This is a genomic window from Pseudomonas sp. B424, assembly GCF_055408345.1.
In genome coordinates this window covers 1-13,362 of the sequence record NZ_JBUZTL010000011.1, presented here as the reverse complement: position 1 = coordinate 13,362, position 13,362 = coordinate 1, and the positions used below count along the sequence as shown (strand labels likewise).

Here is a 13,362-nt window from a genome sequence, read left to right as displayed (position 1 = left end):
CGCCTCATGCGCCGCAGGCCGAACAGTGTGCCACAAGGTCGCACCCTCAACCCAATCGCCACCAGCGCGGCAGCAACTGCTGCACTTTGCGTTCGGCGAAACGGTCGTCGATCAGGAACAGCGTGCCCTGGTCGCTCTGGGTACGGATCACCCGCCCGGCGGCCTGCACTACTTTCTGCACACCCGGGTACAGGTAGGTGTAGTCATACCCGGCGCCAAACAGTGCCGCCATGCGCTGTTTGACCTGCTCGTTGACCGGGTTGAACTGGGCCAGCCCCAGGGTCGCCACAAAGGCGCCGATCAACCGCGCACCGGGCAGGTCAATGCCTTCACCGAAGGCTCCGCCCAGCACCGCAAACCCGACACCCTGGCTCGACATCGTGAACTGATCGAGAAACCCCTGGCGCGCCGCTTCATCCATGCGCCGCGCCTGCAACCAGCGGGGGATGTGCGGATGACGCTCGGCGAGCAGTTCGGCGACCTGCTGCAAGTAATCGAAACTGCTGAAAAACGCCAGATAGTTGCCCGGGCGCTGTTCGAACTGGCGGGCGATCAACTCCACAATCGGCGCCAGTGAGGCCTGGCGGTGCACGAAACGGGTGGATATGTGGCTGATCACCTGCACGTGCAGTTGCTCGGCCTGGAACGGCGACTCGACATCCATCCACACCGTGTCCGCCGGCAAACCCAGCAGGTTGGCGTAGTAGGTTTGCGGGCTCAGGGTGGCCGAGAACAGCACATTGCTGCGTGCGCTGGCCAGCCGCGGGCCGATAAAGGCGGCAGGCACAATGTTGCGCAGGTTGAGTTGCGACAAGCGCCGCTTGCCGTCTTCGCGCAGGCTCACATCAAACAGAAAGTGCGCGTCAAACAGCTCCGCCACCCGGTTGAACTGCAAGGCTTCAAAGTAGAACCCTTGCAGGTTGCCGCTCAGGCCCTGAGGGTGATCGTTGAGGTAGTCGCCGATGGCAGTGATGCATGCGCTCAAGGCACTCAGCCATTTGGCCGGCAGTTGCGGATGAACCTGATACGGCCCGACTTGCTCCTTGTGCAGGGCATTCCATTCACGGTTCAGGCGCCTGAACGGCTTGTCGAGGGCTGCCGGGGCTGTGTGGCGCACGCTGTTGAGGGTCTGCTGGTCGAGGCTTGCGCTGTACATCTGGCGAGCGCGTTCCACGAGGTTATGGGCCTCGTCCACGAGGGTTGCAACCCGCCACTGGTTGGCCTGGGCCAGGCCATAGAGCAGCGCCGTAAAGTCGAAGTAATAGTTGTAATCGGCGATCACCACATCCGCCCAGCGCGCCATCTCCTGGCTCAGGTAGTACGGGCATACCCCGTGTGCCAGGGCTACGCCGCGCAGGGTCTGTTGATCGAGGGGCGTGCGGGCGACCGCTTCCAGCCGCGCGGCCGGCAAACGATCATAAAAGCCCTTGGCCAGCGGACAGGAATCGCCATTGCAGGCGTTTTCGGGGTATTCGCAGGCCTTGTCCCGCGCCACCAGCTCCAGTACCCGCAGCGGCGTGTTCGGCGCCTTTGGGTAGAGCACCTGCGCAGCATCAAGGGCCAGCTTGCGCCCCGGTGTCTTGGCCGTGAGGAACAGCAGCTTGTCGAGCTGCTGGCCGGGCATGGCCTTGAGCAGCGGGAACAGGGTACCGATGGTTTTACCGATCCCGGTGGGCGCCTGGGCCATGAGGCAGCGACCGGTGCTGGCCGTTTTGTAGACTGCCTCGGCCAGGGCCCTCTGCCCGGTGCGAAACCCGGCATGGGGGAAGGTCAGCGTACGGGCGGCCGCATCCCGCGCAAGGCGGTGGGTCATTTCCTGCTCGGCCCAACTCAGGAATAACGCACATTGCCGGTTGAAAAACTGCTCCAGGTCCGCGGCCGCCCAGCGCTCCTGAAGCCGGGTTTCCTTTTCACTGACGATATCGAAGTACACCAGCGCCAGGTTGACATGCTCCAGTTGCAGGCTTTGGCACAGCAGCCAGCCGTAGACCCGGGCCTGGGCCCAGTGCAACTGGCGATGATTGGCCGGGATGGCAGTAAAATCGCCGCGAAAGGTTTTCACTTCTTCCAGCACATTGCCTGCCGGATCATAGCCGTCTGCCCTGCCCCGCACGGTCAAGGCACCGTACTCGCCTTCCAGGCTCAGCTCTGCCTGATACTGCCCGCCGCGCCGCGCTGCCACCGTACGGTGCCCGGCAATCCCCTGCTGTGCCGTGGGCGAAGGCGTGAAACGCAAATCCAGATCTCCGGCCTTGGCCGTGAATTCGCACAGGGCTCGCACCGCGACGCGATAACTCAAGCCTGGAGCTCCTGCCATTGCACGTAGCACACGGTGACCGGCATCTGATGCGCTTTGCAAAAGGCCAGCCAGCGCAGCTGGTTGTCTTGCAGGCGATCACCCGGGCCCTTGACCTCAAGCATGCGGTAGGTTTTTTGTGCCGGGTAAAACTGGATCAGGTCAGGCATGCCGGTGCGGTTGGCCTTGATATCCAGCAACAGGCGCCGGAACCAGAGTTTCAGGTGCGCAGGCGGCAAGCACTCCAGCGCCTGTTCGAGCAGGGTCGGGTTCAGGTAGCTCCAGGCCACAAAGGACGACTGCACGCCGTACTTGGCGGCATACACCGCGCGGATGGTATGCAGGTAACGCCCGTCATCCAGCTGTGCCAGGCAAGCGTCGAACAGCTCGGCGCGGCGCAGGCTGAAGTCCTCCTCCAGCAAGTCGGCCGGGCCACTCTGAAACGGGTGAAAAAACGCCCCCGGCAACGGCGCAAAGATGGCCGGCCAGCACAGCAAGCCAAACAACCCGTTGATCAGGGTGTTTTCCACATAATGCACCGCAGCCTCGGGCACCTGCAGATGTGCGACCACCATGAGTTCAACGCAGGTGGCGTCGTCCCGTGGCAGGCTGAGGTCCAGCCGGTCGGGTGGGCCGGGCCTGGAAACCGCAAGCGCCGATAGCCCGAGCTTGCGCCGCAACCGCGGGATGATCCGCAGCAGATGCTGCTGTTCGGCATCAGTGAGCGGCGCCTGTTGCGCGGTATTTGCCAGGCTCAGTGCCTCTTGGTACTCACCCTGACGCTCAAGCACCCGGATGCTGCGCTGGCGTGCCTCAGGGTGCTGGCTCTGGCGGTAGACCTGCAACGCCAGGGGCAAATCATCGATGCGCTCCAGGTGCTGGCCGAGCTGAAACAGCAAGCGCGCGCGACGTCGCTGCAACCAGCGGTTATCCGCCTGGCAGCCGAGCACCTGTTGCAACACCTCAGTCACGCTGCCCCCCGCTTCAAACTGCTCACGACAGGCATGCAGATGCAAATAACCATCAATGTCGGCCCTGTTGCGCAGCGCCCGTGACCCATGGCTGAAATCGACTTTTTCGTAGGTAAACAGGCCCAGGTCCGCCAGCACCAGGTCCGACCAGCTCTGGCTGAGGTTGCCAAAAAACATCAGCCGCAGGCGATCGCACAGGGGCCGGTGGTTGAGGGTGTAAAGCGGCTCCTCAAGGTCGGGATGCCACTGGGCCAGACTCTGATGCTGGGTAAAATCGACCTCCAGCGCCGCCAGCCACTCCGATTTTTTAGCCTTGGGCTGCACGATATGCCCGCTGAACCGGGCCAGAATTTCAGGTTTTTGCAGAACCTCGAACACCTCGGCCAATGCCAGCGGCGCCTGATCACTGAGCCACCCCGAGGCCAGCAAGGGAGCCGCAGCCCGAGACGCGTCGCCGATTTCCGGATAGCTCAGCTTGCTGGCCCGAAAATGCTGGCCCTTACGCATGACCATACGCACCCACAACGCTTGCGACGTGCCGGGCAGCTCTGCAAAACCGGCGATAAAGCGGTGCTCTTCATCACTTAATACGTCGTCATAACGGGCTGCGATCCAGCCAAGTACATGCTGGAAATTCTTCAGGTAGTAAAACGGGTCTTCAAGGGGATTGGAAATCACGGGCAGGACGGACCACTGGCTTTCGATACTGGATATGCGTACAGATATCAGTTTGCCCAGTGTTCTGGCAAATCCTATTGGATGAGCGGCACGCCTCAACCCGCAGGGGCCGAGTGCCAGGGCTGCTTCCTGGGGTCGTGGGCCCAGAGGGTGGCAATCAGGGAGCGGTCTTGCCTGAAGTCGATATTTTGCATGTGATACAGCGCTTGAAGTGAGTCCAGGGGCAAGCCGCTCACTGACACCAGCCAGGTCGCATCCACTTGCAAGGATATGGGTTGCCCCATCAGCACCTGCCGGAACTCGTCGAGCAACGCCAGCTTTTCGGGGTAGCACGTTTGCAGGAACGCTTGCAGACCCCGGCCCTGGTTAACAAAAGGAGAGCAAATAAAACATCCCAACTGCTCGTCACTGACACCGTGCAGTTCTCTCAGGTATTGCGTGGCCGTACCGTGCAATTTTTCTATTCTTTTGGGCGTATTAAAAGCCGCCCCCAACTGCCTGACCAGTTGCCCCTTGAATCGCTCATTGCACTTGTTTTCCATCGAGGCCCGGCGCAAGTAGGCATCCACCCCGACGCTGTATTCAACGCCGTACTTGTACGCCCCGCGCAAACCGTGCACGTGGGCGGCCAATAACACGACAGCGGCCTGAGGCTCTTCTATATCCAGCGCTTTCAGATTCCAGGGCCCTTCGACAAACATCAGCACCTGAGAGCGCGAAACATCCACTTCCTGGGACAGGCAATCAAACACATTAATCACGTTGATATCATTGGCGGCTGCGCCACCCGCTACTTCGACCCCCGAGGCCGTTGACAGACGCAACAAGTGTTTATAGTCGTCATCCAGCTTGCAGCACAACTTGACCACACTTTCGAGCCCCTCCCGGTGCCCGCCCTGCAACACATGCCCCTGCTGTTGAGCTACCCGCCGGATCCACGCCATGTATTGCCCAAGGTGGGTGGGCGGGCGACGGTCAATCAAGGCGTCTACTTCACCGCCCCACTCGCACGCCCGACGATACAGCCCGGCTCGAGACAAGAGGTCGGAGTAAAAAAACGTTGCCCGCGTATCCCCCTGGGTCAGGTGCCCCGACATCAGTACCTGCGTGCGATTCATGACCGATGTCAGGCGTTCAAAGGCTGCCGGCGCCTGCAACCGGTTGGCCTCGTGTTCATCCACCATCAGCAGCTCCACTCGCCGATCCTCGTAGACAAACAACTCGCTGCATTGGGTCTGAATACGCTCCATTACATTGGCAGTCATTCGCGGCTGACGCAGTATTGCAACGCGCAACATGAATGTGCCGGGCGAACGCCCCGCAATGCTGAGCTGGGCTGCCCGCAAAAAAGCCAATGTATAAGCGCACTCTTTGCCCCCCTCGTGAACCACCATGACCCGATAGCGCCCGATGTTGTCCACGCCCCCCGCCGCCACCAGTAACCGTTGAATCAACAGTTGCAAGGCAATGCGCTCGGGACGGCTGAAAAAACCCAATAGCCGCTGCAGTACTTGTTGATAAACAAAACACATGGCTTGTTCATGGAAGTTGTTCATGGATGACTCCTCCAGTTCGAGCACTGCATTATCAGCAGCCCCACTGGACGCGCCCACATTTACCTCGACCCTCCAACCCGGAACAGACATGGCTCACATACGCACAGGAATAGCCCTACATAAAACCCACTCAAAAAAATACAATTTGTCGTATATGACATCTTTGTGAATAGTTTATTTCCCTGCGCACTCCTGAAACGGTGTATAGCCGCTACTCCCTCCTAAACACCCTGTTAGCCCGGGCACAAACAAAAACGCCCCTGAACGCAATGTTCAGGGGCGTTTTTACAGCTGCTGGCATGAGTACTGCCCGGCAGCGGGAGTTCAGGCTGGGGGCAATTGCAGCGCGACTCGCCCGCGACATGGGCAATCGTCCATATAGCGATGCGCCTCAACGAACTGTTCAAACGGGAACACCCGTATTTCCAGTGGCGTCAGTACCCGGTCAGCGGTCAACTGGTTGATGTCACGCAGGGCGCGCTTCATGGCCTCTTCGTCCTGGGCAATGCCCAGCTCCGGCTTGCCGGTGAAGTTGCCGATGCAGTGGACAAAGAACTTGATGTTCTTCTGGAAGCAGGCACAGCCCGGGAAGCGGGTTTGATTGCCGCCTTGCAGGCCATACAGCACCAGACTGCCACGAGGTGCCAGCACGTCACCCAGCACCGACATTTGCGGGCCGCCCAAACCATCGAGCACCACATCCACGCCTTTGTTGTCGGTGATCTTGTTGATCTGCATCAGCAGGTCTTGCTCTTCGGTGACGATCACCTTGTCGGCACCCAGGCTCAGCAGGCATTCGCGCTCGGCTGCATCCTTGGTCGCGGCAATCACCTTCAGGCCAAGGGCCTTGCCCAACTGCACAAACGAAGGTCCGGCACAGTGGCTGGCATCGGTGATCAACACAGTTTGCCCTGGCTTGACCTGCGCCAGATCGACATAGGCGAAGTAGGCGATCAGCAACGGGGTGTAATGCACGCTGGCTTCAACCGCGGACAACACGTCCGGGTAGCGGGTCAGCGTGGAGCGCGGCATCAGGATCAGCTCGCCGTACGTGGGGTAGTCGTTGGCGCTTTGGCCGGGAAAGCTGGCGACCTTGTCACCGATGGCCAGGTCATCAACACCCGCGCCGACAGCGGTGACAACACCTGCCATTTCATGGCCGATACCGGCAGGCAGCCGCGCCTGGCTAGGGGCCAGGTTCTGGCGCCACAGCACGTCATACCAGCTGATGCCAATGGCTTCGACACGGACCTGCACTTCGCCAGGCGCAGGCGCGGCGACTTCGTGCTCTTCGCACTTGAGCACCTCGGCCGGACCAAACTTGTGAAAACGGATCGTGCGCGACATTACAAACCTCGCCTAATTAATCGCTAATACCACGGGACTTTATCCGGGCTTTGTGCGCAAGACTAACAGACAGCATTAATAGTCGACATGCCTGACATTGATCCGCAGACAGATTGCTAGCCGACGCGGCTCCTAAAAGCCCTAGAAAACCGTAGTAAATAGACGAGAAACCTTCGCCATCTAAGATCGAAACTAAATCTACCGAGTGACGAAAAATCAATTTTGCCAGTAAGATCCGTTACCTCACTACCTGTTGACTCCCCTGTGAAGCCTGCCCGATGAACCGTAACGACTTGCGTCGCGTCGATCTGAACCTGCTGATCGTCTTTGAAACCCTGATGCATGAACGCAGTGTGACCCGCGCAGCCGAGAAGCTTTTCCTGGGGCAGCCGGCCATCAGTGCAGCCTTGTCACGCCTGCGCAACTTGTTCGATGACCCGCTTTTCGTGCGCACGGGGCGCAGCATGGAGCCCACCGCCCGGGCGATCGAGATTTTTGCCCTGCTGTCGCCGGCCCTGGACTCGATTTCCACGGCGGTGAGCCGTGCATCAGAGTTCAACCCTGCCACCAGCACCTCGGTGTTCCGGATCGGCCTGTCGGACGATGTCGAGTTCGCGCTGCTGCCCCTGTTGCTCAAGCGCTTGCGTGCTGAAGCGCCGGGCATCGTCCTGGTGGTTCGGCGGGTCAACTACATCCTGATGCCGCCCCTGCTGGCCTCGGGCGAAATCTCGGTGGGTGTCAGCTACACCAGCGACCTGCCTGCCAACGCCAAGCGCAAGGTACTGCGGCGCAGCCGGCCCAAGCTGCTGCGGGCCGACACCATGCCCGGCGCACTGAGCCTGGATGACTTCTGCGAGCGGCCCCACGCCCTGGTCTCGTTTGCCGGCGACCTGAGCGGCTTTATAGATACCGAACTGGAAAAAATGGGCCGCAAGCGCCACGTAGTGCTGGCCGTACCGCAGTTCAATGGCCTGAGCACCTTGCTGGCCGGGACTGACATCATCGCCACCGTCCCCGACTACACTGCCGAAGCCCTCACTGCGGCAGGCGGTGTACGCGCCGAAGATCCTCCGCTGGACGTGCAAAGCTTTGAACTGCACATGGCCTGGCGCGGCGCCCAGGACAACGACCCCGGCGAGCGCTGGTTGCGTTCGCGGATCCAGATGTTTTTCGGGGATCCGGACAGCCTCTGACAGTTGGCTTGCCACGTCCAGGCCGTCCATGCACTGCTGGCCGTAACGAAAAGATCCCAAACTTTTATCGTAAATGGCTTCGCACCGTTTACGTCATCACACCTCAGACAGAGAATTCATCCCCTTCCATGATGTGACGATCTGGATACTTCGGGTTCCCTGGCCTTAGGATCATTGCCTTTCCACGGATCACCAGCCGTTTACACAGCGGATCGTTATTCAGTAGCGCAACGATGATGTAGTCATGCGCCGGCTCAATTGCACGATCCACCACGGCCACATCGCCTGCAAATATCCCAGCTCCCTGCATTCTCCACAATCAACAGGACAACCTGAGAATCGATCCTGTGCGCTGGGGCTGGGCGCCCTTCTGGGCCAAAGGCAAAAGACCTCATCCGATCAATGCACGAGTCGAGACCGTAACGACCGACAAATTTTTTAAACAGCTTTGGCCAGACGGCCGCGCATTAGTCATGGCTTACGGTTGGTATGAGTGGGTCAAAGACCCTGACTACCCGAAAAAGAAACAGCCATACTTCATTCGCCTGAAAACTCAGGCGCCGATGTTTTTCGCGGTGTTGGCCAAGGTTCACACTGGGCTGGAGCCTCATGAAGGGGATGGGTTTGTGATTATCACTGTTGCCAGTGGTCAGGGGATGGTCGACATTCATGATCGACGGCCCGTGGTGTTCTCTCCCGAGCATGCGCGTAAGTGGATGGAGAACGACCTCGATCAAAAAATCGCTGAAGAGTTGGCGTTGAACTGTTGCCAGCCAACTAAAGACTTTGAGTGGTACCCGGTTGGCAACGCTGTGGGGAGTGTGAAAAACCAAGGTGCCGAGCGGATCATGCCGCTGAAGTCATAAACACGATAATTTGCAGTGGCACTGCGCAGTTCTAATGAAGTGCCTGTGATCCATCTGTAATCTGGCATTCTGAGGTAAGGGGTTTGCAAAGCACATACAACAAAAAAATAAGCCCACCATGTTAATAAGAACAAGCGTAGACGACAAACATAGTGTTCATCTCGGTTTTTAAGGGTGACACTATTGAATGAAATCTCGAATATTACCTATAGAGATTAATACCCATGCGCTGTATTTTCATAAACTCTATGCTTCATCTGCTTGTGGTGAGGGCTCAAGCAACCGTGAGCGCTAAAGGCGTCAAAGCCTAAACATATCAATTATTACGGGGCATATTAACGGGGCACCCACTGTACTAAATATGAATTGAAACACATCTAAGCTTCGCGCTCCCCCGCAAAAAAAATACAAGGGTGCCCCAATCTTCCTGCGGCGTTATGCCAAATTTATAAGAGTTCTATGTCAGGCCCTATGGCTTCGCACGGTGTCACTGTCGCCCATGGCCGTACACCTTATACTCGTCCGGAGTGAAATACGGGACAGATAACACGCCAACCTCTCTCTTGACCATATTGTCTGCTACTGCAATCAATTCTTTTAACGCTGATAGCTCATTTTCCTTCTGAAATTTTAAGTGAATTTTCGGCCCCAGTGACACCCAAGACAATAATTTAACTTGAGCCCCCCCATCTTGGGCTGAGGCAAGATCTTGCGTCTCTGACGAATCTGTTGCAAATATAGAATAAGTAGTCTCGCCAGCAAACCCATCTTGCCAATAAAACAGCCTTTGACTATTAGAGTATTGAAGCGCTTCTTCTTTATAGTCAGGCTCTAGACCTTCAATTATATTTAGGCAGTCATTCTTGATATTACTAATTCTAGTCTCCAACAGATCAGCCTTTTCTTTCAGAGCAACTGCCCCGCGCTGCACCTGATCTAAAATAGACTTATTCCTGGCCGAAATTTCGTTTTTTTTAGGTTTGCTTACAAGCAACAATGTCTCTGTGAGAGTCTTGTATTTAGCAGACTTCAGATCACCCCCCTGACGATTAAATATTTCGTTAACGCCTCTAAGGGCTTTGCTAATAAGACCAAACTCATCAATGCTTATTGTTCTATGCGGATGCGGAGTATTATTTACACGCTTAACAAATTTTTTTAAATTGTGCGACCCCACCCTTTTATCTTCTAATGCTTGACAAAAAAAATCGTGACATATCACATCAATAGTTTTTAGCGCTCTGCTGCCAGATAATAATTTGAAACCCACTCTCTTAACCCCTTATATAACGACGTCAATACTGACGATCCTCGACCAAGCGGTACAAGGCTTGTTTCAAAGCAAACCTCACTGTAATCAGTGACCCCCTCACATCTTGCCGAGCAGAGTAATTACAACTATCAAATATCGCCCATACACTCACGCCATCGCTATTTTTCGACAACGAAACGTATCGGCCGCAGAACAGTTTTTAGTATTTATAGGGTGATAGCGGGAGCTTTGGCTGGGCTTGATGAATTATCCGAGGGTTCAATGGCCGGGCTGGATGTTGTTGCATCCAGATTCGGCCGCTCTTTGTATTTCGTGTGTGAGGCTTCTTTGGCGTACGCCTGACAGGCCTGCAGCGCGATAAGTCCTTGGTCGCCGTCGCCGGTGATTTCGATAATTCGTTGAGCATGCGCTCGGTCAAGTTGGGCTCTCGCGGCTCCATGAACCACGCCGCCGGTACCGGTGGTGGCTTGCATTCCGTCACGATCATGTGTGGCGTTGGTGTCGAGCAGGACTGACAGCCGCAGGTCCGCAGTAGCAAGGCGATCACGCAGGCGGGTTTGAGAGGTTTTGGTATCGGTCAGTGCTCGATAGTGGGCTTGGTCACTCGCTGCCAGCCATTGCTCCAGGGCGAGGCGTTTACACTGCTCGGCGAGGATTAGCGCTGAGTTGGAATTGGCCACATGGGTCAGGATTGTTTGGTGGGCGGCTTCTTGCTGGCGAGTCTCTTGTTGTAGGCGTTGGCTTGCCACGCCCAAGCTACCCAGGCACTGCTAGCCATAAGGCCGAGAATCAGCAGCATTGCCACTCCACACTCCACACTTCACCGCATCGAGCTTCACGCCAACACCTTGAGGGCACGGGCATACAGCGCCTGAGGATCTGCTGCGCCGTGTAGTTGGCCCGCCCGGTGATCTGGATCAGGCCACGGCCCCGATACCTCTGGCCGTCGCCGTCTGCCTCGGGTGATCGTCTACATTCGGCCCAGGTTGTGTAAAGACGTTTTTCAATGCGAAATTTACTCAAAACCAGACTGGAAACCGCGCTTCTACGCAAAATTCACATCTGCTGATGTGCTGATAAATTTCAGATTTAACGTAGAAGCGCGCACTTCGATTTTGGCGACACGTTTTTACACACTCTGGGCCGAAAGCAGACTAATCGGCCCATGAGATCAGGCGAAGCCCTCCCCTCGTAACGAGGCTCCAAATTACGGATTAAAGAGGCTGCCGGCGGAAATCATCTTCAAATCGCAGGCAAAAAAAACGCTTGGACCAAGGTCACGGGGCTTTAGAAGGTGGGGACCGAAGCTGAAATCGAACCGGAGTGGACGTATTTTCAAAACGCATTTTTTACATATAAATCAATGTTTTATTGGAAATTAGATTCCGCAAACGCTTCGAATTTATTTTACGCGAGAGGACGCGGTATTTGCTTTTTTTAGACGTTCGATACGGCTTTTTTTGGCGTAATCGTCACGGGCTTGTGCAGCACCACCCACTGCTTGAATCCAGTCTCTGGTCGTGCAACCTGAAATGCTTACAGTAAACATAAGGACGCCGGCAAGTAAAATCTTAAGCTTCATGATGACTCCCCCAACGACTCAGATACCGATAGCAACAATAAACGTGTGGCCAACTCCATATCACTAACATCCAGGTCGGGGTTAGACTCCCGCATAGCATTAATTGACGCCTCCAGGTAAGGGCCGCGGATAGTACCACCGCTTGCAACAAAACTGCTCGCATCACCAAGTACGGACACGTTCAGTTTGTTGTCCTTGGAAGTGAGATAGGTTGTTCCACCGGACGTACTGGATATTAACGTTTCAAGCCAAAAATCATTCATGGCCATTGCCGAACTGGAAAATGTTGCCAGTGCGCAAATCAACATACCCTTAACCCATGCATTGCTCATGCTGACTCTCATTATTTAATAACGATATACCATTAATCCGCTGTTGCACGGGCTAACTCCCTACGAGCGTGATGCAGTTTCTCTCGACATACTTTAACTTTACTTGGCGCGCCCTCTTCCAACGCTTTTTCAAGTTGCTCACTTCTGTAAATCACCTCAGCCGCAGCGCTTGCTATTTTATTTTGATGACGCTCAACCGGATCGTCCTGACAGTACCGTTCTACGTTGCGCAGGGCTGTTTCCAGCCCCGACTGCTTATACCGATTACCACTTAGTTTGGCCTGTTCTAATTGATACAGTATTTCATCACGACGCTCAGCACAGGTACTGTCATTATGACCCGCAGAGTAACCACTCATCAAGAGGCAACCCAACCCAACGCCTAATGTCCATTGACTGACTACTTTCTTACGCATCTATAGGCCTCGGCACGACAATTTGAATTAAATACGCACATATAATAGAACCCACCCTGGGGGCTGAACATGTCCTTCAACAGCACCCAGGTAACCATCCACCACTTTTCGTTCACGAACAAAATGCCTTATTTATTCAAGGCTACTGAGCGTACCCTCCAAGATTTCCACTTTCAATACACAGCCAGTTCAATTGAACTTCTGAGCGCATGCTATATTTAGAACTGACTTTATACTCGCTCGTCGCCAGTTGCACATCACCATCATAGTAGTATGATATACCTCACACTCTTCGGACATAGCCACTTTCAAAACTCCATGCCAACACCAACGCCAGCCGTAACTTGCTCCGTTACGTTGTCATAGGACGCACTGATTTTCGCACTCCACATCTCGTCAAACCTTGTCCCCGCGCCAATTGCAAAAGCTTGCGCAGGTCCTGAAGACCCTACACCGGCCGTGATTGAGATTTTACCTGGGGTCATGGGCGTGATCAATGACGACATCGCTGCGCTCTGAGCCATAAAACCACTTACATTCAACTTTAATTCGGCCAGTTTCTTTTCAGTTCTACTGACCCGATTATCAAGTCCATTGAGCCTTGCATCTAACTCATCTACCCGTCCGTTAACCCAGGATATCATACGGCTATTGGTATTTATGGCCCGAGTATTAGTTTGAATTACGCTTCTGTTTACCGCAATATCGCTTATATTCTGTACGGCCTTAGCATCAACCGTGCGGGTTGCGTCAGCCGCGATCTGTTTGTTCGTCGTAATATCGCTACTGTTTTTAGATGCCTTGGCATCCACCGCGTTCGTGGCGGCTGCAGCGATCTGTTTATTCGTCGCA

Annotated in this window: 11 protein-coding genes and 3 pseudogenes; 2 read left to right on the top strand and 12 right to left on the bottom strand. The window is 55.6% G+C overall.

Annotated features, from left to right (window positions below):
- Positions 1–46: 46 nt before the first annotated feature.
- From ACZRMS_RS14540 to ACZRMS_RS14525, 4 genes are all read right to left on the bottom strand, one after another.
- Positions 47–2,299, bottom strand: coding sequence for an ATP-dependent DNA helicase (locus ACZRMS_RS14540; RefSeq protein ID WP_463995797.1), 2,253 nt, complete (start codon positions 2,297–2,299; stop codon positions 47–49).
- Positions 2,296–3,945 (bottom strand): VRR-NUC domain-containing protein, encoded by a 1,650-nt coding sequence (locus ACZRMS_RS14535; RefSeq protein ID WP_463995796.1) that lies wholly within the window; start codon positions 3,943–3,945, stop codon positions 2,296–2,298. The genes ACZRMS_RS14540 and ACZRMS_RS14535 overlap by 4 nt, the downstream gene beginning before the upstream one ends.
- Positions 3,946–4,040: 95 nt before the next feature.
- The gene (locus ACZRMS_RS14530) at positions 4,041–5,501 is read right to left on the bottom strand and encodes a hypothetical protein (protein ID WP_463995795.1); all 1,461 of its coding nucleotides are present in this window, start codon (positions 5,499–5,501) and stop codon (positions 4,041–4,043) included.
- Positions 5,502–5,825: 324 nt separating this feature from the next.
- Positions 5,826–6,848 carry a zinc-dependent alcohol dehydrogenase family protein gene (locus tag ACZRMS_RS14525; RefSeq protein WP_463995794.1) on the bottom strand — a complete coding sequence of 341 codons (1,023 nt, stop codon included), beginning with the start codon at positions 6,846–6,848 and terminating at the stop codon, positions 5,826–5,828.
- 278 nt (positions 6,849–7,126) lie between these two features.
- Between ACZRMS_RS14525 and ACZRMS_RS14520 the strand changes: the two genes are divergently transcribed.
- The gene (locus tag ACZRMS_RS14520) at positions 7,127–8,041 is read left to right on the top strand and encodes a LysR substrate-binding domain-containing protein (RefSeq protein ID WP_133076794.1); all 915 of its coding nucleotides are present in this window, start codon (positions 7,127–7,129) and stop codon (positions 8,039–8,041) included.
- 103 nt (positions 8,042–8,144) lie between these two features.
- Here ACZRMS_RS14520 and ACZRMS_RS14515 read toward each other — a convergent pair.
- Positions 8,145–8,351, bottom strand: a pseudogene (locus tag ACZRMS_RS14515) (LexA family protein); the annotation flags it as partial.
- Positions 8,352–8,367: 16 nt separating this feature from the next.
- Here ACZRMS_RS14515 and ACZRMS_RS14510 point away from each other — a divergent pair.
- Positions 8,368–8,907 (top strand): annotated as a pseudogene (locus ACZRMS_RS14510) (SOS response-associated peptidase family protein); the annotation flags it as partial.
- Positions 8,908–9,394: 487 nt separating this feature from the next.
- Here the strand turns inward: ACZRMS_RS14510 and ACZRMS_RS14505 are convergent.
- From ACZRMS_RS14505 to ACZRMS_RS14475, 7 genes and pseudogenes are all read right to left on the bottom strand, one after another.
- On the bottom strand, positions 9,395–10,177 hold the full coding sequence (locus ACZRMS_RS14505; protein WP_463995793.1) for a hypothetical protein: 783 nt from the start codon (positions 10,175–10,177) through the stop codon (positions 9,395–9,397).
- A gap of 209 nt (positions 10,178–10,386) precedes the next feature.
- A complete protein-coding gene (locus ACZRMS_RS14500; protein ID WP_463995792.1) occupies positions 10,387–10,929 on the bottom strand; it encodes a lysis protein in 543 nt (180 codons plus the stop codon).
- Positions 10,930–11,071: 142 nt separating this feature from the next.
- Positions 11,072–11,146, bottom strand: a pseudogene (locus ACZRMS_RS14495) (glycoside hydrolase family 19 protein); the annotation flags it as partial.
- Between the two features lie 436 nt (positions 11,147–11,582).
- Complete coding sequence (locus ACZRMS_RS14490; protein ID WP_463995791.1) at positions 11,583–11,762, bottom strand: hypothetical protein; 180 nt, start codon at positions 11,760–11,762, stop codon at positions 11,583–11,585.
- On the bottom strand, positions 11,759–12,094 hold the full coding sequence (locus ACZRMS_RS14485; protein ID WP_463995790.1) for a DUF2388 domain-containing protein: 336 nt from the start codon (positions 12,092–12,094) through the stop codon (positions 11,759–11,761). Before ACZRMS_RS14485 ends, ACZRMS_RS14490 begins: the two co-directional genes overlap by 4 nt.
- Before the next feature lie 32 nt (positions 12,095–12,126).
- On the bottom strand, positions 12,127–12,510 hold the full coding sequence (locus tag ACZRMS_RS14480; RefSeq protein WP_463995789.1) for a DUF1090 domain-containing protein: 384 nt from the start codon (positions 12,508–12,510) through the stop codon (positions 12,127–12,129).
- A gap of 308 nt (positions 12,511–12,818) precedes the next feature.
- The coding region (locus ACZRMS_RS14475; RefSeq protein WP_463995788.1) for a YadA C-terminal domain-containing protein at positions 12,819–13,362 on the bottom strand (544 nt) is incomplete at its 5' end.

Excerpts from the sequence above, each read along its gene's own strand:
- ACZRMS_RS14530 (WP_463995795.1), bottom strand. The coding sequence starts at position 5,501 with ATGAACAACTTCCATGAACAAGCCATGTGTTTTGTTTATCAACAAGTA.
- ACZRMS_RS14525 (WP_463995794.1), bottom strand. The coding sequence starts at position 6,848 with ATGTCGCGCACGATCCGTTTTCACAAGTTTGGTCCGGCCGAGGTGCTC.
- ACZRMS_RS14520 (WP_133076794.1), top strand. The coding sequence starts at position 7,127 with ATGAACCGTAACGACTTGCGTCGCGTCGATCTGAACCTGCTGATCGTC.
- ACZRMS_RS14490 (WP_463995791.1), bottom strand. The coding sequence starts at position 11,762 with ATGAAGCTTAAGATTTTACTTGCCGGCGTCCTTATGTTTACTGTAAGC.
- ACZRMS_RS14485 (WP_463995790.1), bottom strand. The coding sequence starts at position 12,094 with ATGAGCAATGCATGGGTTAAGGGTATGTTGATTTGCGCACTGGCAACA.
- ACZRMS_RS14480 (WP_463995789.1), bottom strand. The coding sequence starts at position 12,510 with ATGCGTAAGAAAGTAGTCAGTCAATGGACATTAGGCGTTGGGTTGGGT.